An 18,317-nucleotide genomic window follows, 5' to 3' on the forward strand; every position below is an offset into this window, starting at 1 on the left:
ACATATGCAAAGGTCTACGTGACAATTGAGGGAATACCCCTATATACGAAGAAGTGATTATCGATAATAATTATCATGTAATATAAATTATCAAGTAGGAGGAATTATCATTTATGAATGAAACAATTATTAAACCAATGCCTCGCATCGGTGAACAAGCTCCAGCATTTGAAGCGAAAACCACGCATGGGACGCTCACGAATAAAGACTTTGAAGGAAGATGGTGGATTCTTTTCTCACACCCATCTGACTTCACTCCTGTTTGTACATCAGAATTTATTGCTTTTCAAGAAATCTACCCTGAACTTAAAGCTCGCAATACTGACTTGATCGGTCTCAGTGTTGATAGTGTGTCATCTCATATTGCTTGGGTTTTGAATGTAAAAGAGAAGTTCGGTGTCGAATTGACGTTCCCGATCATTGCAGACCTTGATCAAAAAGTCGCAACGGACTACGGGATGTTGATGCCAGAAGGCGGGACAACGGAGGCGTCACGAGCGGTCTTTATCATTGATCCGAATCAAACAGTACGTACAATCATCTACTATCCTTTGAGCTTAGGACGCAATATGCAAGAAATTTTGCGTGCGCTCGACGGACTTCAAACTGCGGACGAACATATGGTTTCAATCCCTGCAAACTGGGTGAAAGGTGATAAAGTCATTGTCAAACCGCCTAAGACACAGAAAGAAGCTGAAGAACGGGCAAAAGACCCACGATACGAGTGTGTAGATTGGTATTTCTGTAAAAAGGAAATTTAAAGTTATAAACGAGCCATACCTTCCTCAGAATTCTCTGATAAGGGTATGGCTCGTGTCGAATTGAGGGAATCCCCCTATGTGTCTTGCATGCGCTTTCAACTAAGATAGTAATGTGATAAATCTCATGGTTGATTGTTGTAGTTTGTTCAAAAGAGATGATATCAATCAGAGAGAAAAACAAAAGAGGGGGAGTTCCATGAAAACGCGTTTTCGAGTCGTTATTATTGGCGCTGGGACAGGAGGAATCAGTGTCGCTGCGCGTCTGTTGAGAGAACGAAAGAGCTTGAACGGAGAGGTGTTATTAATCGATCCGGCTGAAAAACATTATTATCAACCGCTCTGGACACTTGTGGGAGCTGGTGCTGCCCAGAAGTCAGAATCAGAACGTGATATGGAAACGTTGATTCCAGAAGGGGCTGAGTGGTTACAAGATAGAGTGACCACGTTCTTACCTAATGAGCAACAAGTAGAGACAGCTAAACACGGGAAGATACAATACGATTATTTAGTCGTATCGCCGGGGATTGAAATTGATTGGGAAAAAATCAAGGGTTTGAAAGAATCACTAGGCACGAATGGAGTTTGTAGCAACTACTCGTTTGAACATGTGGATTACACATGGGAAACGTTACGTCAGTTCAAAGGCGGAACGGCCCTTTTTACGCATCCTGCATCTCCGGTGAAATGCGGGGGGGCGCCGCAAAAAATTATGTATCTCGTCGAGGACCATTTACAGAAAAAAGGACTTCGTGATCAGAGTGAAATCATTTTTGGTTCGGCAAATCCAGCAATATTTGATGTTGAAAAATATCGCAACGCGTTGGAGAAGGTAGTTGATCGAAAAGACATCGAAACACATTTTCGTGTCAATTTAATAGAGATTCGTGCTGAAGAAAAGATCGCTGTATTCGAAGATTTAGACGGAGATCGTGGATTCGAAATTCGCTATGACATGATTCATGTCACACCACCGATGCGTTCACCACAATTCATTCGAAACAGTCCCTTAAGTGACGCAGGAGGATGGGTCAATGTTGATAAACATACCCTCCAACATCAATCGTTCAATACCGTTTTTGGGATTGGAGACTGTACAAACCTTCCCACATCGAAAACAGGGGCGGCGATTCGTAAGCAGGCCCCGGTCGTTGTGGCGAATTTGCTGTCACTTATCGACAACATGCCCGTGGTGGCTTCTTATGATGGTTACTCTTCGTGTCCGATTGTCACAGGATATAACAAGTTAATCCTCGCTGAATTTGATTATGAGAAGGTTCCCCAAGAGTCGATGCCGTTCAATCAAGCAAAAGAGCGACATAGTATGTACATCTTGAAAAAAGATTTCCTTCCGATCATGTATTGGAACGGCATGTTAAAAGGGACGATGTGAGGGGGAGTAATATGAATTTTACAGTTCACGGAGAACAAACTCTCGAGAGCGTCTTGACTCAGCAAGATGTCGAAAAAGCATTAGTTTCGCTTGCCGCCCGCTTGCCGGAGATTGAACGATCACTTCGAAGAGTAGAGGACGCGATTGATTTTGGGCACGCCAGTTTAATGGATCAAGCCGTACGGGAAAAGCTTGACGTGTTAATGGATACGTCAAATCTGAATATCGATACATGGACAAGTGCGATAAAGCTGACAGAAAAACTTCCTTTATTATTGACGCTTATAGAACAAATGGAACAATTATTTATGTTTATGAAAGACGCTTATGAAGATGAATCGACGCGAGATATCGTCGCGGATCGCCTTGAAGGCTATACGAAGCCGTTGGTCGAGAAAGCAACTGAAACTAAAAGTATTGCAGAAGAGGTTCGCCGACGGGCCATGAATGACACAAAACCGATTTCGCTCTTTATGATGATGAAATGGTTGAAAGAACCTTCAGTACAACAAGGGCTACGATATATCCAAGCCACAATTGAAGTCATGTCAGAAAAAACGATAAACAAAAAATAAGGAGGATACGCACACATGTTACTACGTTATTTTTACGATGAAAAATTGGCACATGCGTCATATTTAGTAGGTTGTCAAAAAACAGGAGAGGCTATCGTGGTCGATCCGATGCGAAACATTACGCCTTATCTTGAAACGGCGAAAAAGGAAGGTCTTCACATCGTAGGAGCTTTAGAAACGCATATCCATGCGGATTTCGTCGCTGGATCACGTGAACTCGCAGCTGAGACTAGTGCCACTATGTACATCTCGGATGAAGGTGATGAGAATTGGAAATACGAAAATTTAGATGGTATTACAGCTCAGCTCTTGAAGGATGGGGACTCTTTCCCGATTGGTAATTTAAAGTTTGAGGTCATGCATACACCTGGACACACGCCGGAAAGTATCTCGTTCCTGCTTACCGACCAAGGTGGCGGCGCGGATAAACCGATGGGGATTTTCACGGGAGATTTTGTGTTCGTAGGAGATGTGGGGCGACCGGATCTATTGGAAAAAGCAGCAGGGATTGTAGGCACTTCTGAATCTGGCGCGAAGGCGATGTATCAATCAATCGAGAAATTTAAACAACTACCGGATTACCTTCAAGTCTGGCCGGCCCATGGCGCTGGAAGTGCTTGTGGTAAATCACTTGGGGCTGTTCCTTCTTCGACAGTCGGGTATGAGAAAGAGTTCAACTGGGCGATGCGTTTTAGTGATGAAGCGAGCTTTATGAAGGCATTGCTCGAGGGGCAACCAGAACCGCCGCGATACTTTGCCGTCATGAAGCGCGTGAACAAAGTCGGCGTGCCGCTTGTTCATGAGTTGCCAGCCGTCAAGAAAATGGAGGGAGACATAATTGCAAACTACGTGTCAAATGGGCATCTTGTAGTCGACACACGTCCATCCGATTCATTCAAAGTGCAACATTTGGAAAAAACAGTAAATGTGCCATTTGACGCATCTTTTACAAACTGGATGGGATGGATTGTCGACTATGATACACCTTTCTATCTTATTGCGGAAGACGAGGAAATCGAGGCAATCAAAATCGCGCTTCGCTCGATTGGAATCGATAATTTAGCTGGATATGCGATACCTGAAGACGTCAAGTTCAATGATGTATATGAAGAGATTGAACCGAAGGATGTCCGAGAGTATCTTCAGCAGGGGGCTCATTTGATTGATGTCCGAAACTTGACAGAGTGGGAGGCTGGTCATATTGAAGACGCACAACACATCATGCTTGGCTCATTAAATCGTCGCATCGAGGAAATCCCTCAAGCTGAACAAGTGATCGTGCAGTGCCAGTCCGGGGCACGCTCAGCAATCGGGACGTCGATTTTACGCCGTCATGGCATTAACGCTATCAATATGATTGGTGGATACAACCGATACGAAAGCGAAGTCGTCAAATAAGAAACAGAAGGGCCCACCGGACGCGAGTTTCTGCGTCCGGTCTGTTTTAGTATGAAAAAAATTATAAGGAAAAGGATGATAGATGTTGGATTGGTTATGGTTTGTGACAATTTTTATGATCGGTTTTATCGGCTCGTTTATTTCAGGAATGGTAGGCGTCGGTGGATCCATTATCAAATATCCGATGCTTCTCTATATTCCACCGGCTCTAGGATTTGCTGCATTAAGTGCGCATGAAGTATCCGGAATCAGTGCGATTCAAGTCTTTTTTGCGACAATCGCTGGAGTTTTTGCATATCGAAAAGGTGGATATTTAAATAAGCCGCTCATTTTATATATGGGGAGTAGTATCCTCATCGGCGGACTGATTGGTGGATTTGGATCAACGTATATGTCTGAAAATGGTATTAATATCGTCTATGCCGTATTGGCAACATTAGCTGTCATTATGATGTTTCTTCCGAAAAAAGGGGACGAATCTAAGAAAGCTGATGAGATTGAGTTCAATCGACCACTGGCCGCCTCGCTTGCATTTGTGACAGGGTTGGCGTCTGGTATCGTCGGAGCGGCTGGGGCTTTTATTCTTGTTCCAATCATGTTGCTCGTCTTAAAAATTCCGACACGTGTGACAATTGCGACATCTTTGGCCATCACATTCATTTCATCGATTGGATCGACAGTCGGAAAAGTGGCGACGGGACAAGTGTTATACGAACCTGCGGCTGTCATGATTGTTGCTAGTGTAATCGCGTCGCCACTTGGAGCGAAGCTCGGTCAAAAAATGAACACAAAAATCCTCCAATGGATTCTTTCATTACTTATTTTAGCGACCGCAATCAAAATTTGGTCGGACTTGCTCGCATGATGAGAAGCATATAATAAAGAAGGGGAGTATGAAATATGTTCAACGATCCGGTTTTCATGAGTCGGTCTTTAACTGGATTGACGCTCGGGTTCCACGTAATCTTCGCGACACTCGGTGTAGGGATTCCTTTGTTGATTTTGTTGGCAGAATTTATCGGGATTCGTCGGAGTGATGAAAAGTATTTATTGCTCGCAAGACGTTGGTCACGAGGATATGTCGTGACAGTGGCGGTAGGCGTCGTTACAGGAACAGCAATCGGCCTTCAACTTTCTCTTCTATGGCCAAGCTTCATGCGTTTAGCTGGTCAGACGGTTGCCCTGCCCCTTTTCATGGAAACATTCGCCTTCTTTTTTGAGGCAATCTTTTTAGGGATCTATCTGTATACATGGGGGCGTTTTAAAAACCCATGGTATCATCTATTGCTAGGGATACCGGTCGCCTTTGGGGCAATCATGTCAGCTTTTTTTATTACTGCGACAAATGCATTCATGAATCAACCGATCGGGTTTGACTTAGTCGACGGTAAGCTAGCGAATGTCAATCCGATTGAAGCAATTTTTAATCCGGCGATGCCGACGAAGATGGCGCATGTCATCACATCGGCTATCCTTACAGCCGCTTTTGTTCTTGCTTCTATCGCAGCGTTTCATCTGTTGCGCCGTAACGACTTATCTCATGAAGGGGTTCACTATCATCGTCGTGCGCTTCGATTGACGATGACTGTCGCTTTAATTTTTGCTATGGCGACGGCGATTATTGGTGACTTCTCTGGAAAATACTTAGCAAAATATCAACCAGAAAAACTCGCAGCGGCAGAATGGCATTTTGAGACTTCCTCTGAGGCGGAACTGATTCTTGGAGGGTGGTTAGAGCAAGATGGGGAAGGTGGATATGAAGTCCGTGGTGCGATCAAGGTCCCTTACGCCTTGTCCATTTTAGCAGGAGGACTTCCAAGCTACGAAGTGACTGGTCTCGACGAGTTTTCTATTGAAGATCAGCCTCCTTTATACGTCCACTACTTATTCGATGGAATGGTCGGAATCGGAATGCTCCTTGCTTTGATTGCGTTTCTATTCGTGCTCGGGAATTATATTCGTCGTCTTGATTCGTTTCACCCTTGGATGCTCCGTGCAATTTTGATAGGTGGACCGCTCTCTATGCTCGCAATTGAGTTAGGTTGGTTCTTTGCTGAGATCGGAAGACAGCCATGGATTCTATACGGGCTCATGCGTACAGGTGAAGCGGCGACAACTTCTAGTTCGGTCGGCTGGATGTTTATCCTATTCTTGATTCTTTATGCCATATTAGGTACCGTTACAGTTTCTGTTTTGATTAAGATGTTCAAAAAGAACCCGATTCAAAAAGAATTAGACCGGAACGAGAAGACGGGTGAATCTTTCTTTGAGGAATCATCAAATGAAGGGGGGACCTCATCATGATTGAAATGATTGGAATTACAGTGCTGTGGACGTTTCTATATGGATATTTGATTGTGGCTTCGATTGATTTTGGGGCAGGGTTCTTCGCCTTCTACAGCAAAATCAAGAATCGAGAAAAACAAGTCAATACATTGATTCAACGTTATCTCTCTCCGACATGGGAAGTGACGAATGTCTTCTTCGTTTTCTTTTTCGTTGGGATTGTCGGTTTTTTTCCGGATACGGCTTATTATTATGGTAGCGCCCTCTTAGTACCGGCTTCGATTGTGTTAATTCTTTTGGCGGTAAGAGGTAGCTTTTATGCGTTTGCGAATTATGGTTCAAAAGAAAGTACACTCTATGTGTTTTTATATGGCGCGACGGGGCTGTTTATCCCGGCCGCGATGTCGACCGTTTTAACGGTCAGTCAAGGTGGGTTTATTGAAGAAGTAGAAAACCAGGTCGTGTTTAAACCAATCGAGTTATTCACAAGCCTTTATTCTTGGTCTGTCGTTTTAATGGCCGTTGTATCGGTTCTTTACATCAGCTCTATGTTCTTACTCTATTATGCGCATCGCGCAGAGAATGTAGAAGTGGAGAATTTAGTGCGTGGCTGGGCTAAACTTTGGAGCATTCCGACAATAATCGCTTCTGTTTTTGTGTTCATCGGATTGAAGTCCCATGCACCTTGGCACTTCGAACAGATTATGGATACGAATGGGATTGCATTTCTCGCGAGCTTCATCTTTTTCTTGGCCGCCCTTTATTTTAGTTTTTCAAGAAAAAAGTATGGTCTTGGTTTTTTAGCGGTCATGGCACAGTATGCTGCGGCATGGTTTGGATATGGAGCCACGCATCTCCCTTACATCTTGTATCCATATATAAATATTCAAGACGGTGTGGTCAATGAAGCGATGGCGGTCACATTAATTATTGCATTTATCGCAGGTCTCGCCTTACTTGTTCCTGCTTTATATTTGTTGCTTCGTTTGTTCTTGTTTGACCAAACTTACGTGAAGGGAATGAATCGAGGTGGAAAAGCATGAGTGGAGAGGAGCACCTCTTGTTCGGTGATAACAGATTGAAAAGACTAGAGAGACAAATATTTGACGTTATAAAAGATGGGATCATTGTAATGGATGCTAGTCGCATTATTTTAGAAATGAATGAAGCCGCCTCGATGCTCACTGGCTGGGTGGTTGGAGAAGATGTACCTTATTGCTCTTTTTGTCAAAATAGAGAAGTGGTGGCAGGTGAACAGCGCTGTTACCTGATGGAGCATAAACAGTCACCATATCTGACATCAGAGATGCCAATATATTCGGGGAAAATGTTAGATGTAGAAATGAGTACAGCTCAGATTTTAGAAGATCCTCTAACTGGAACGATGGCATATGTACTTGTCTTGAGAGATTTGACAGAGCGAAGAAAGCGCGAAGCACACGAAATGAGAGAGCGGATGATGAGGGAGTTAATTCGTGCAAGAGAGGAAGAGCACGAGCGTCTTGCGAAAGAACTTCATGACGGCGTAGGTCAGTCATTATTCACGATTTCATTAGCTTTGGGGTCATTACGGGCAGATGTCCAAGACCCTGAGCGACGTGCTTATATCGCCTCTGTACTTGACGAGGTGGCGCGCCTCATCGATAATGTCAAAAATTATTCTCGCCAGCTGAGACCGATTGAAATCGATCGATTTGGCCTTGTATCTGCCTTGAACGTATTGGTCGATAGTTTTATGACGCAATATAAGTATACAGACTTTCGATTACAAACTTTTACGAATCGACGCTACGATAACATCATCGAGATTAACCTTTACCGAATCGTGCAAGAAGCACTTGTGAACTGTGTGAAATATGCGGATGCGAAGACGGTTGAAATCAAAGTGTTTGAACAGGATGGATGGATTAATTTGTTGGTAAAAGATGATGGTAAGGGTTTCGATACAAAAGATACTGCGTATATAAGTGGTCTAGGACTGCGTCACATGGAAGAACGTTCAAAGGCGCTAAATGGCACATTTACATTAGTGAGCATTCCAGGGCATGGAACAGAGATTGCGGTATCGGTGCCGATCGAGAGGCGTACATTATGAATCGCATAAGAGTGTTGATTGTGGACGACCATGAACTCGTCCGGAAAGGACTCCGATTAATGTTTCGGTCGTATGAAGAAATCGATGTGGTCGGAGAAGCAGAAGACGGGACGAAGGCGATTCAATCAGCAATTCAGTTCAGTCCCGACATTGTTCTTCTTGATATCACAATGGGTAGCGGACTAGATGGATTTTTAGTATTCCAGGCACTAAAAGAGGAAGCACCTGAAGTGAAAGTCATATTTTTGACGATGCACGACGAAGAGGCCTACATCAGACGTGCGATCGAGCTTGGTGTTCCCGGATATATGTCAAAAAACAGTGACCCGGGACGTCTTGTAGAAGGAATCAGACAAGTCCATCAAGGGAACCGTTTTTATAGGGGACTTGCCCCAGAAGAAGTATTAAAGCAGATGTTCAACCAATCAAAGTCATCAGAGCAATCTGTTCTGACGAGACGAGAGCTAGAAATCGTTCGGCTCTCGTCTCTCGGATACAGCAATATCGAGATTGGCAGGCAGTTAAATATTAGCTCGAAAACAGTGGAGAACCACAAAGGGAGAGTCATGAACAAACTTCAAATCCGACATCGGCACGAGCTCGTGCAGTTTGCAATCAAGAATCGAATGATTGACCTTTGATTAAATGAAGTAATGGTCAGGAAATCATCTCCTTTTTTTCTGTCGAATCTTTGAACCATCTGTTTAGTGCGATGGAACTGTAAAGCGGAATGGATTGCTGTTGAACGATAAAAGCCAATGTGACGAGAAGTGCCGCCTCCGCACCGAACGAGGTTGCGGCGAGACCGATTGAAATCGATAAATTTCGTAACACGGTCCCGTTGACGAGAGCGATGCCATCGGCTCGGCTCAATCGCTTCACGGCGACCCATGTGCTGATCACGTAATTCAGTCCGTAGAATAGAATGAGTGCGCCGAGTGCCTGAACTAAAAGAGCAGGATTTTCCAAAATCGTTGTGGCACGCATACTGACGCTCGCAAATACGACAAATAACATCGACCATACACTGAGAGGGGCGAAATTCGGCTTAATTGTGCGTTTAAATGTCTGTTCATCGGTCCAGTGCAAAATCAAGACATAAGTGACTTGACCAAGAATCATCGGGACGAGGATGATAAGAACAATTGTTTGAAACGTGGCAAGAAGATTGATCTCCACGAGCTGTCCGACCATGCCATATAAGTACCAAGGGGTTAACAAGGAACCGACTAAAAGACCGATAATCGTCAGCTTGATGGCGACAGAGACGTTGCCTTTTTGAAGCATCGTCCAAGAAATCGTCATTCCGCTTGTGGGTAATAGAGCCGACAAGGCAAGACCTGCAAACAAGAGAGGCTCGTCTACTAGCAACGTGTGTCCGATGACATACGCGATGGCTGGGATTACGATAAAGTTTAAGAGTAGGGAGTAACCGACGACGTTATTCCCTCGTCGTGATGTGAGCTCGCTCCATTTGAAACCTACCATCGTCGCATAAATCATGAGGATGGTCGCAATCAAAATAAAAGGCTGCAACGCTCTCGTATCGATGAGGCTACCGATGGTGAAGCCGAGAAACAGGACAATTGGGACGCTGAGTGTCAAAAATTTTTGGGGGAGTACATATAGATTACGCATACAAACATCTCCTTGTCCGTCGTTAGAGAATTTATCGCTAACTGACGTGGGTTTTGATAAACTGAAATATACGATTTAGGGTATCTGAAGTCAACTGATGAAAAACAAGGAAACGACAAAGAATGGCTTTATATCAATGAATCATAGTTAGAAGTTGAGGGGAATTCCCTACATCGGGAACGGTTAATCTAGGGAGAAGGAGGAGTCATGGAAGCAATAACGGTGTTAATCGTAGATGACCATGCGCTCGTTCGACGAGGGCTCAAGTTAATGTTACAGACTGCACATGGGATCAACGTCGTCGGTGAAGCCGCAGACGGGGCAGAAGCAATCCGATTGGCGATTCAAAAAAGGCCGACCGTCACGTTGCTGGATATTACGATGCCTGCAGGGTTGGATGGGTTTTTGACCGCTACTGCTTTGCAGAACGAACATCCGGATGGAGAAATCATTCTGTTGACGATGCATGATGAGGAGGCTTACGTGAAGCGGGCGTTAGAAATTGGTGTGCGTGGATTTTTGTCAAAAAACACGGATCCCGATGAAATGGTGGAAGCAATCCGAAGTGTGGCAAAAGGACGGCGTGTGTATCGTACTTATTTGAAGGATGAGGTTATTCGTGGCATGATTCAGCAAAGCAAGAAGAAAGATGCATCGATTTTATCACGTCGTGAAGAGGAGATCGCTCGTTGTACTGCCCTTGGCTACTCTCTTTCGGAGATTGGGGAGCGGTTAAACATCAGTCCGAAGACGGTTGAGAATCACCGAGGGCGAATCATGCAAAAGCTGCAACTCAATCATCGACATGAGCTCGTCCAGTATGTCTTGAAAAATCGACTGATGGACGAATAAATCGTCGAATTAACAGTCTAAACAAACACGACACTCTCACGAATGAGAGCGTCGATCAGAGGACATTGTTATAGAGCGGGGCTTCAGCGCCTGTGCTGATGACTTTCAAATGACGTTCGTCTTTCACATAGACACTTTTATACGCCACACGTTCATCTTCATAGAACAGAATGACGCGGTTGCCGTCGTTGTCTGTCTCGACTTTCGGTTCATATTGTGCGACATCAATCGTCTCTTCGAGCACGCTATACTCTTCGTATGTTGACAGGTCGTCTGCGTTTGAACAGGCGACGAGAAATAGGGAATCGACCATCGCGAGAAGTGCTTTCTTCATCGTATCTCTCCTTATTTGATAGTCCGTCTATCAAATATAACGTAGATTGACGTCTTTTTCAAAAGTGAATGAAACTTTGATCATTTTTCTTCGTATAGATTGAACAGAGGAGGGGAAATGATGAGCGGACGTAACATGGCAGTAGCGGTGAGTGTTGGTTTAGTGGCCGCAGCGGTTCTATTCGGTGTGTCTTCGCATCTATTGTTTCTCATCGCGAGTGTGCTGTTTTATCGGTGGCACCGACGAAAAGCCGGACAGTATCCGACCTCGATCAGAGAACGCTTGTTTTGGCGCTCTAGTGAGAAGACATGGCTTGTCGCAATCATCGTGTTCATTGTGATCTTCTTAATCGGGTTTGGTGCGACGCGCGTGACGCAATCGACACAAGAACTCGCACTGACTGCGTTGACGTATTTGTTTGCGACAAAAGGACTGTTCTTGATGAATGAGATACATATGTATGAGCAAGCGGTTGAACAGGAGCAGGATGAGAGGTAAGGCATCTGGCTGTGACAAAGACGAGATGACAGAACGGGTACGACAATAGGCTGAAGCGGACATTCGACGCCGCTCCATCGTGAGATCGAGTGCAAGTTGTAAGAAAGCTCTTATTTCATTTCACTTTATAATGAAGAACGGAAGGACGTCTGTATCGTGAGGAGGGACTCGATGAGGAAAAAAATATTGTTTGCGTTTCTGCTCTTTAACCCAATCGTGTTTGTATTGGGATGGTGGAATGGGGAGTTCATCATGATCACGTGGGCAGCGTTCGGTGTTGTCGTGCACACGTATTATCATGAGCAACTCGAACGGCTCGACGCCGAGACAATCATATCGCTACAACGGACGGTCGATTCGAAGTTGGTGTCGTCGCTCTCGTTCGTGACGATTTTCGTATTTTTTGTCGTCGTCTGGTTCTTTGATGAGATGACCGTTCCGTTACTTGATACGCTGTACGTCATCGTTGGATTGGTGATGGTACGACGGGGTCTTTTGCTTCGACGCGCCATACTCGATGAAATGATTGATACGACAAATATTGTTTACATGAAGAAAAGCCCGAGCTCCTAAGCCCGGGCTTTCGTTATGCAGATTTGTCTGACCCGTCTTTTTTCTCTTTCCGAGCGAGCGTCAAGATTTGGTACACCTTGAAGAAGTCGTAAGCGGCTACGGCGATGATGAAGTACGTCCAGAAACTGAAGCCGTACTCTTGCACCGAGTAGTAGGCGAGGACCGTAAACAGAATCCCGAACGAGAGACTGAACAAAAACATGACTTTTAAGTGTCGCGGCATAAGTGCCACCTCATTTCTACATTAGGAATAATACGACCATGACGAGCGCATTGTTGAACGCGTGAATCGCGATCGGGACGATCAAGCGACGCGTCTTGGCGTAAGCGACCGTGAAGGCGAAGCTCATCGCCACATAGACAAGGATCTTGTTGTCGCCGTGGATGAGTGCGAACAAGAGTGAACTGACCGCAAACGCGATCCAAAACCCGAACCGGGCGCTCAAGTTCCCGAACAGGATGTGGCGGAACAAAATCTCTTCCATAATCGGTCCGAGCAAGACGACTGAGAGCGTCATGACTGGGACGAGACGGACGATATCAGCGATTTGCTCGGTGTTTTGTGACCCTACGAGATCACCTGATATCGCGGTCTCAATCAGGTTGGCGACGATGACGAGCCCGTACTGCATCAAAATCCCGAGCCCGATCCATTTGACCGTGTCGTTTAAGTTCGACTGGATGCCTTGTTGCTTATACAGCTTCAAGTCCGGCCAAAGCAAGAAGAACGAGATGACGATCGTTAAACTGAAGCCGATTGCGAACCAAAGGCCGGTCGACAGCGGGGTGATCCACTCGGGACGGACTCCACTAATGAGCAGCGGGAAGAACTGCACGAACGCGTAGAGGAGAATTGGGATGATGTGCCGGATCCGAATGTTAGGCGCCATCGAAAACCGGGTATTTATCGATTGGTTTGAGTTTAATGTGGCCAATTCAACACTTCCTTATTCACAAGAGTTAAGCGTTCCTTTTGACCATTGTAACAAATAAGGTCTCTTGACCGCGAGTGGAAGCATTTTTCGATGTTCCCGCTTGCATTTTTCATCGTCTCATACTACACTAAACAGTGTTAGCACTCCATTTTGATGAGTGCTAAAACTTACGATACAACGATACATCATTCATATTCGGAGGAGGTTTTTTCAATGTTAAAACCACTAGGAGATCGCGTTATCATCGAAGTCGTGGAGAAAGAAGAAAAGACGATCGGAGGCATCGTGCTTCCTGACACGGCGAAAGAAAAGCCGCAACAAGGGAAGGTCCTCGCAGTCGGCACAGGCCGTGTGACAGACCAAGGCGAGCGGATCGCTCTCGACGTCAAAGAAAATGATTTGGTCATCTACTCGAAATACGCGGGTACCGAAGTGAAGCATGATGGAAAAGAATACTTAATCGTTCGTGAGAGCGACATTCTAGCAATCGTAGGCTAAGACTCACCATTCTTCAAAACTTTTTTTAGGGGGAAATGAACAATGGCAAAAGAAATTAAATTCTCAGAAGACGCACGTCACGCGATGCTTCGCGGCGTCGACGCACTCGCTGACGCGGTAAAAGTAACGATCGGACCGAAAGGACGTAACGTCGTCCTCGAGAAGAAGTTCGGCTCACCACTCATCACGAATGACGGTGTGACGATCGCGAAAGAAATCGAACTTGAAGACCACTTCGAAAACATGGGCGCGAAGCTCGTCGCGGAAGTCGCGTCGAAGACGAACGAAGTCGCAGGGGACGGTACGACGACAGCGACAGTCCTCGCTCAAGCGATGATCCGTGAAGGGTTGAAGAACGTCACAGCGGGCGCGAACCCGATGATCCTTCGTAAAGGGATCGACAAAGCGGTCCGCCGTGCGCTCGAAGAACTAAAAGCGATCTCGAAACCGATCGCGTCGAAAGAAGCGATCGCGCAAGTCGCGGCCATCTCGGCTGCTGACGAAGAAGTCGGCGAATTGATTGCTGAAGCGATGGAACGTGTCGGCAACGACGGCGTCATCACGATCGAAGAATCACGCGGCTTCACGACCGAACTCGACGTCGTTGAAGGCATGCAGTTCGACCGCGGATACTTATCACCATACATGATCTCAGACTCAGACAAGATGGAAGCGGTGCTCGACAACCCGTTCATCTTGATCACTGATAAGAAGATCTCGAACATCCAAGAGATCATCCCAGTGCTCGAGCAAGTCGTGCAACAAGGGAAACCGATCTTGATCGTCGCTGAAGACATCGAAGGCGATGCGCTCGCGACACTCGTCTTGAACAAGCTCCGTGGTACGTTCAACGCGGTCGCGGTCAAAGCACCAGGATTCGGCGACCGTCGTAAAGCGATGCTGGAAGACCTTGCGACTCTCACAGGCGGCCAAGTCATCACAGAAGACCTCGGTCTCGAGCTCAAGTCGGCGTCACTCCAACAGCTCGGACGCGCATCGAAAGTCGTCGTCACGAAAGACACGACAACGATCGTTGAAGGTGCTGGCGATGAAGCGACGATCAAATCGCGCGTTCAAACGATCCGTAACCAGATCGAAGAGACATCGTCTGACTTCGACCGTGAGAAGCTTCAAGAGCGTCTCGCGAAACTCGCAGGCGGCGTAGCCGTCGTCAAAGTTGGCGCAGCGACTGAGACAGAGCTCAAAGAGCGCAAGCTCCGCATCGAAGACGCGCTCAACGCGACACGCGCAGCGGTCGAAGAAGGTATCGTCGCAGGTGGCGGTACAGCCTACATCAACGTCATCCCAGCGGTTCGCGCACTTCTTTCTGAAGTGACAGCGGATGAGGCGACAGGTGTCAAACTCGTCCTCCGTGCGCTTGAGTCACCGGTCCGTCAAATCGCGGAAAACGCGGGTGAAGAAGGTTCGGTCATCGTCGAGAAGCTCAAGAACGAGTCGGTCGGCATCGGCTACAACGCCGCGACTGGCGAGTACGTCGACATGATCGCATACGGTATCGTCGATCCGGCGAAAGTGACGCGCTCAGCGCTTCAAAACGCGGCATCAGTATCAGCTATGTTCCTCACAACGGAAGCGGTCATCGCAGACAAGCCAGAACCAGCAGGCGCTGGCGGCGGCATGCCTGACATGGGCGGCATGGGTGGAATGGGCGGCATGATGTAAGTCATACGTTCTAATGGAAACCATTCATCAGCGAAAGCTGGTGGATGGTTTTTATTTTGTCTTTAACATAAATTTTTAAACCTTAACATAAATTATGTTATGATTAAAAAAACATGTTAAGGAGGATTCCCCGATGAAATCTTATGTCGAAGAAACGATACATGTTGATTTAGCGGAAGCCAAAATCAAACTCGAGTTGCCTCTTTCTCTAAAAAACATATATGAGTTTCGCCAATGGACAATCGAGGAACAACATATTCTTTTGGCTCTTCCTCAAACAAATGTGAGTGTCGTAACACTTGAAAAACATTTGCGGAAATTGAGCAAGACGACGGGTACACCAGTCGTTTTTGGTTTTAACACCTTGTCTACGTATAAAGTGAACCAGATGACAGCAAAAGGAATTCCTTTTATTCTGAATGAGCAACAAATCTATATGCCGTTTATAGGGACCTTCTTAAGCAAAGCACATCTTCGTGATTTACCGGAAGTGACGAAGGTTTCTGTTCAAACACAACGGTTACTGTTGCTTAGTATCTATAAAAATTGGGCAAAACTTTCTCTAATAGAGACGGCGCAAAGGTTAGGCGTCTCTCGAATGACAGCTTCGCGAATATTTGATGAGTTAGAAGCGATTGATTCATCACTTGTTCATCGGAAAGGAAAAGAAAGGATCTTCTCAAGAAAAGTGGGTCTACAAACGTTTTGGGATACAATTTTCCCGTATTTGTTTAATCCAGTGATCCGTGAATATCGATTAGACAAAGAAATTCAAGCCGATACATTCATGAAAAGTGGTCTGTCCGCGTTCAGTGAATATACGATGTTAAATGAGACAGACTACCCGATTTATGGAATGACGCGCGAAGACGAGAAAGAATATCAGTTGAAAGAACAGAAAACGATCCGGTCTGATGACACTCCTGTATGTGTGGTTCAAATTGTAAAGTATAAAATAAAGTTGGATACGGCTCACCTGATGGACCCGTTATCTGTCGTGTTGTCGTTAACTGATGATGAAAAAGCAGACCCTCGGATTGACATTGAAATCGAACGATTGAAGGAAAGGGTGTTACGAGGATGAAAGGGTTAAAAACGTTCAAACAATATTTTCAGGATTATGAAGACCACTACGTTCTAATCGGTGGAGCTGCTTGTGACATTATTTTCTCTGAAGAAGAAGGTTCCTCGTTTCGAGCAACAAAAGATTTAGACATGGTATTGATAGTTGAAGTGTTAACACCGGAGTTTGGAGAGCGGTTTTGGTCATTTATCCGTGATGGAAAGTATGAACATTCTGCAAAAAGCACAGGAACCCCGCAATTTTATCGTTTTGATAAGCCGGAAACCAATCATTTCCCTTTTATGATTGAGTTATTCAGCCGATCACCATTTGAATTAAAGACTCCGAATCATTTAACACCGCTCCCAATCGATGATACCGTCTCAAGTTTATCTGCGATTTTGCTCGACGAAGACTATTACCATATGCTCGTAGAGGGACGTAAAACGATTGATGGTGTCGTCGTATTATCTGAACGTTATTTGATTCCCTTCAAGGCAAAAGCTTGGCTCGATTTGACTGAACGTAAGAGACACAATCCATCTTTATCTTCACGGGATATTAAGAAACATAAAAATGATGTGACGCGATTGGCATCCCTACTCATCAGCAATGAAGTATGTGAGTTGCCACCCCGCATTCAAGAAGATATGAATCAGTTCATGGAATTGTATCGCAAAGACCCGACCGACCCTAAGTCGTTGAAACTGCCAATTACGTCGACTGAAATTATTGAAGTGTTAGACCAAGTGTATCGAACAAAATAACAGGAGCGCCGTGAATCAATAAGGCGCTCCTGTTATTTTTTGTTCGAGTCACTAAAAACTATCAGGGATGGAAAGCGTGGGGAGTTGAAATAGACATTAGCATTCTAAACTCACTATTGCGTCTTTTACGTTAGGTTCTGGAATTTCTAAATATGCGACAGTGGCATTTATTGTTCTATGACCTAGAAGTTTTTGAATCATCATCAAATCAACTTTTCGACTATAAAGGGCCATGGCAAAACTATATCGCAACGTTTCACTAGTTATGTGAAATCCTAATTCTGAAGAGCTGATCCTCATTAAGTCTTCATTTACAAAGTTAGAATTAACAGGTCGTCCACTCGGCATAATAAAAACTAGATTTGAATTTTGAAATTTAGGACGACTTTTTTCGATATATTGCTTCAAAGCTTGAGCTAAGCGCGTAGTCATAGGTACGATACGACGATCACTTTTATTTTCTTTTTCGACAATAATACAGTTTCCTTTAAAATCAATATGATGATTTTTTAAATTTAGGATTTCAGTGATACGTAAGCCCGCATCACCGCCTATTAAATAAATTGTGTATAGGGTCTCGTTGCGGGCATAGTATAGAACTTTTTCGAACTGTTCACGGGATAGCCCAGTCTTTTGTTTTGGAGGAGCAGCTTTTGTTTTGATGAGTTTAAAAGGATTTTTTATAATCCAATCTTCTTTAATTGCGAATGAGAAGAAGCTACTGACTGAACGAATGTATGAGCTAACTGTGTTTTCTGATTTTCCAATTAGTGAGCGTCGGTAAGGAATCGCATGTTTTGTTTCGGTAATGTCTTGAATGTAAACGACGCCTTTGTCTAAAACAAATTGTTCAAATTGCTTTAATGTATTTCGATAAGATTTAAGTGTTTGTTTAGATTTCTTTTGATTAAATTCCAAATCATAAAAATAGATGGCGAAGGCGTCACTTAACTTGATTTTCTCGTTCATTT

General features: G+C 44.9%; 21 protein-coding genes. 16 read left to right on the top strand and 5 right to left on the bottom strand.

Features of this window, described 5'->3' with window-relative positions; translation table 11 throughout:
* Window positions 1-113: 113 nt before the first annotated feature.
* The 9 genes from BJU60_RS11545 (at window position 114) to BJU60_RS11585 (ending at window position 9,146) form a co-directional block, all read left to right on the top strand.
* The gene (locus BJU60_RS11545) at window positions 114-761 is read left to right on the top strand and encodes a peroxiredoxin (protein WP_070329005.1); all 648 of its coding nucleotides are present in this window, start codon (window positions 114-116) and stop codon (window positions 759-761) included.
* A 196-nt stretch (window positions 762-957) separates the two neighbouring features.
* Window positions 958-2,151, top strand: coding sequence for an NAD(P)/FAD-dependent oxidoreductase (locus BJU60_RS11550; protein ID WP_070329006.1), 1,194 nt, complete (start codon window positions 958-960; stop codon window positions 2,149-2,151).
* Between the two features lie 11 nt (window positions 2,152-2,162).
* The gene (locus BJU60_RS11555; protein ID WP_070329007.1) at window positions 2,163-2,726 is read left to right on the top strand and encodes a hypothetical protein; all 564 of its coding nucleotides are present in this window, start codon (window positions 2,163-2,165) and stop codon (window positions 2,724-2,726) included.
* A gap of 15 nt (window positions 2,727-2,741) precedes the next feature.
* The gene (locus tag BJU60_RS11560) at window positions 2,742-4,124 is read left to right on the top strand and encodes an MBL fold metallo-hydrolase (RefSeq protein WP_070329008.1); all 1,383 of its coding nucleotides are present in this window, start codon (window positions 2,742-2,744) and stop codon (window positions 4,122-4,124) included.
* 82 nt (window positions 4,125-4,206) lie between these two features.
* Entirely contained in the window at window positions 4,207-4,989 is a 783-nt protein-coding gene (locus BJU60_RS11565) for a sulfite exporter TauE/SafE family protein (protein WP_070329009.1), read from the top strand.
* Window positions 4,990-5,024: 35 nt separating this feature from the next.
* Window positions 5,025-6,428, top strand: a complete 1,404-nt coding sequence (locus tag BJU60_RS11570) for a cytochrome ubiquinol oxidase subunit I (protein WP_070329010.1) — start codon at window positions 5,025-5,027, stop codon at window positions 6,426-6,428.
* Window positions 6,422-7,453 carry a cytochrome d ubiquinol oxidase subunit II gene (locus BJU60_RS11575; RefSeq protein ID WP_070329011.1) on the top strand — a complete coding sequence of 344 codons (1,032 nt, stop codon included), beginning with the start codon at window positions 6,422-6,424 and terminating at the stop codon, window positions 7,451-7,453. Before BJU60_RS11570 ends, BJU60_RS11575 begins: the two co-directional genes overlap by 7 nt.
* On the top strand, window positions 7,450-8,505 hold the full coding sequence (locus tag BJU60_RS11580; protein WP_083274130.1) for a sensor histidine kinase: 1,056 nt from the start codon (window positions 7,450-7,452) through the stop codon (window positions 8,503-8,505). The genes BJU60_RS11575 and BJU60_RS11580 overlap by 4 nt, the downstream gene beginning before the upstream one ends.
* Complete coding sequence (locus BJU60_RS11585) at window positions 8,502-9,146, top strand: response regulator (RefSeq protein ID WP_070329012.1); 645 nt, start codon at window positions 8,502-8,504, stop codon at window positions 9,144-9,146. Before BJU60_RS11580 ends, BJU60_RS11585 begins: the two co-directional genes overlap by 4 nt.
* 16 nt (window positions 9,147-9,162) lie before the next feature.
* On the opposite strand, the gene BJU60_RS11590 is transcribed toward BJU60_RS11585, so the two are convergent.
* A complete protein-coding gene (locus BJU60_RS11590) occupies window positions 9,163-10,143 on the bottom strand; it encodes an arsenic resistance protein (RefSeq protein ID WP_070329013.1) in 981 nt (326 codons plus the stop codon).
* Window positions 10,144-10,365: 222 nt separating this feature from the next.
* Here BJU60_RS11590 and BJU60_RS11595 point away from each other — a divergent pair, with 222 nt between their 5' ends.
* Complete coding sequence (locus tag BJU60_RS11595; protein WP_217265642.1) at window positions 10,366-10,995, top strand: response regulator; 630 nt, start codon at window positions 10,366-10,368, stop codon at window positions 10,993-10,995.
* Window positions 10,996-11,050: 55 nt separating this feature from the next.
* Here the strand turns inward: BJU60_RS11595 and BJU60_RS11600 are convergent, their stop codons facing one another.
* A complete protein-coding gene (locus tag BJU60_RS11600) occupies window positions 11,051-11,329 on the bottom strand; it encodes a hypothetical protein (RefSeq protein WP_070329015.1) in 279 nt (92 codons plus the stop codon).
* 120 nt (window positions 11,330-11,449) lie between these two features.
* On the opposite strand from BJU60_RS11600, the gene BJU60_RS11605 reads away from it, so the two are divergent.
* Together BJU60_RS11605 and BJU60_RS11610 are read left to right on the top strand one after the other, a co-directional pair.
* On the top strand, window positions 11,450-11,827 hold the full coding sequence (locus tag BJU60_RS11605; RefSeq protein ID WP_070329016.1) for a hypothetical protein: 378 nt from the start codon (window positions 11,450-11,452) through the stop codon (window positions 11,825-11,827).
* A gap of 171 nt (window positions 11,828-11,998) precedes the next feature.
* Window positions 11,999-12,400, top strand: coding sequence for a hypothetical protein (locus BJU60_RS11610; protein WP_070329017.1), 402 nt, complete (start codon window positions 11,999-12,001; stop codon window positions 12,398-12,400).
* Between the two features lie 13 nt (window positions 12,401-12,413).
* Here BJU60_RS11610 and BJU60_RS11615 read toward each other — a convergent pair whose 3' ends face one another.
* Together BJU60_RS11615 and BJU60_RS11620 are read right to left on the bottom strand one after the other, a co-directional pair.
* A complete protein-coding gene (locus BJU60_RS11615) occupies window positions 12,414-12,623 on the bottom strand; it encodes a YdiK family protein (RefSeq protein WP_070329018.1) in 210 nt (69 codons plus the stop codon).
* Window positions 12,624-12,639: 16 nt separating this feature from the next.
* A complete protein-coding gene (locus tag BJU60_RS11620; protein WP_070329114.1) occupies window positions 12,640-13,290 on the bottom strand; it encodes a CPBP family intramembrane glutamic endopeptidase in 651 nt (216 codons plus the stop codon).
* Between the two features lie 258 nt (window positions 13,291-13,548).
* Here BJU60_RS11620 and groES point away from each other — a divergent pair, with 258 nt between their 5' ends.
* The 4 genes from groES (at window position 13,549) to BJU60_RS11640 (ending at window position 17,346) form a co-directional block, all read left to right on the top strand.
* Window positions 13,549-13,833, top strand: coding sequence for a co-chaperone GroES (gene groES, locus BJU60_RS11625; RefSeq protein ID WP_016510840.1), 285 nt, complete (start codon window positions 13,549-13,551; stop codon window positions 13,831-13,833).
* A 42-nt stretch (window positions 13,834-13,875) separates the two neighbouring features.
* A complete protein-coding gene (gene groL / locus BJU60_RS11630) occupies window positions 13,876-15,516 on the top strand; it encodes a chaperonin GroEL (protein ID WP_070329019.1) in 1,641 nt (546 codons plus the stop codon).
* 133 nt (window positions 15,517-15,649) lie between these two features.
* Window positions 15,650-16,600 carry a hypothetical protein gene (locus BJU60_RS11635; protein WP_070329020.1) on the top strand — a complete coding sequence of 317 codons (951 nt, stop codon included), beginning with the start codon at window positions 15,650-15,652 and terminating at the stop codon, window positions 16,598-16,600.
* Window positions 16,597-17,346: a hypothetical protein gene (locus BJU60_RS11640; RefSeq protein WP_070329021.1), complete on the top strand. Its 750-nt coding sequence runs from the start codon at window positions 16,597-16,599 to the stop codon at window positions 17,344-17,346. The genes BJU60_RS11635 and BJU60_RS11640 overlap by 4 nt, the downstream gene beginning before the upstream one ends.
* Window positions 17,347-17,442: 96 nt before the next feature.
* Here the strand turns inward: BJU60_RS11640 and BJU60_RS11645 are convergent, their stop codons facing one another.
* Complete coding sequence (locus BJU60_RS11645) at window positions 17,443-18,315, bottom strand: tyrosine-type recombinase/integrase (protein WP_070329022.1); 873 nt, start codon at window positions 18,313-18,315, stop codon at window positions 17,443-17,445.
* Window positions 18,316-18,317: the final 2 nt, after the last annotated feature.

This window comes from Exiguobacterium aurantiacum (assembly GCF_001766415.1).
Lineage (GTDB): Bacteria > Bacillota > Bacilli > Exiguobacteriales > Exiguobacteriaceae > Exiguobacterium > Exiguobacterium aurantiacum_A.

Excerpts from the sequence above, each read along its gene's own strand:
- BJU60_RS11545 (WP_070329005.1), top strand. The coding sequence starts at position 114 with ATGAATGAAACAATTATTAAACCAATGCCTCGCATCGGTGAACAAGCT.
- BJU60_RS11550 (WP_070329006.1), top strand. The coding sequence starts at position 958 with ATGAAAACGCGTTTTCGAGTCGTTATTATTGGCGCTGGGACAGGAGGA.
- BJU60_RS11555 (WP_070329007.1), top strand. The coding sequence starts at position 2,163 with ATGAATTTTACAGTTCACGGAGAACAAACTCTCGAGAGCGTCTTGACT.
- BJU60_RS11560 (WP_070329008.1), top strand. The coding sequence starts at position 2,742 with ATGTTACTACGTTATTTTTACGATGAAAAATTGGCACATGCGTCATAT.
- BJU60_RS11565 (WP_070329009.1), top strand. The coding sequence starts at position 4,207 with ATGTTGGATTGGTTATGGTTTGTGACAATTTTTATGATCGGTTTTATC.
- BJU60_RS11570 (WP_070329010.1), top strand. The coding sequence starts at position 5,025 with ATGTTCAACGATCCGGTTTTCATGAGTCGGTCTTTAACTGGATTGACG.
- BJU60_RS11580 (WP_083274130.1), top strand. The coding sequence starts at position 7,450 with ATGAGTGGAGAGGAGCACCTCTTGTTCGGTGATAACAGATTGAAAAGA.
- BJU60_RS11585 (WP_070329012.1), top strand. The coding sequence starts at position 8,502 with ATGAATCGCATAAGAGTGTTGATTGTGGACGACCATGAACTCGTCCGG.
- BJU60_RS11590 (WP_070329013.1), bottom strand. The coding sequence starts at position 10,143 with ATGCGTAATCTATATGTACTCCCCCAAAAATTTTTGACACTCAGCGTC.
- BJU60_RS11600 (WP_070329015.1), bottom strand. The coding sequence starts at position 11,329 with ATGAAGAAAGCACTTCTCGCGATGGTCGATTCCCTATTTCTCGTCGCC.
- BJU60_RS11605 (WP_070329016.1), top strand. The coding sequence starts at position 11,450 with ATGAGCGGACGTAACATGGCAGTAGCGGTGAGTGTTGGTTTAGTGGCC.
- BJU60_RS11610 (WP_070329017.1), top strand. The coding sequence starts at position 11,999 with ATGAGGAAAAAAATATTGTTTGCGTTTCTGCTCTTTAACCCAATCGTG.
- BJU60_RS11615 (WP_070329018.1), bottom strand. The coding sequence starts at position 12,623 with ATGCCGCGACACTTAAAAGTCATGTTTTTGTTCAGTCTCTCGTTCGGG.
- BJU60_RS11620 (WP_070329114.1), bottom strand. The coding sequence starts at position 13,290 with ATGGCGCCTAACATTCGGATCCGGCACATCATCCCAATTCTCCTCTAC.
- groES (WP_016510840.1), top strand. The coding sequence starts at position 13,549 with ATGTTAAAACCACTAGGAGATCGCGTTATCATCGAAGTCGTGGAGAAA.
- groL (WP_070329019.1), top strand. The coding sequence starts at position 13,876 with ATGGCAAAAGAAATTAAATTCTCAGAAGACGCACGTCACGCGATGCTT.
- BJU60_RS11635 (WP_070329020.1), top strand. The coding sequence starts at position 15,650 with ATGAAATCTTATGTCGAAGAAACGATACATGTTGATTTAGCGGAAGCC.
- BJU60_RS11640 (WP_070329021.1), top strand. The coding sequence starts at position 16,597 with ATGAAAGGGTTAAAAACGTTCAAACAATATTTTCAGGATTATGAAGAC.
- BJU60_RS11645 (WP_070329022.1), bottom strand. The coding sequence starts at position 18,315 with ATGAACGAGAAAATCAAGTTAAGTGACGCCTTCGCCATCTATTTTTAT.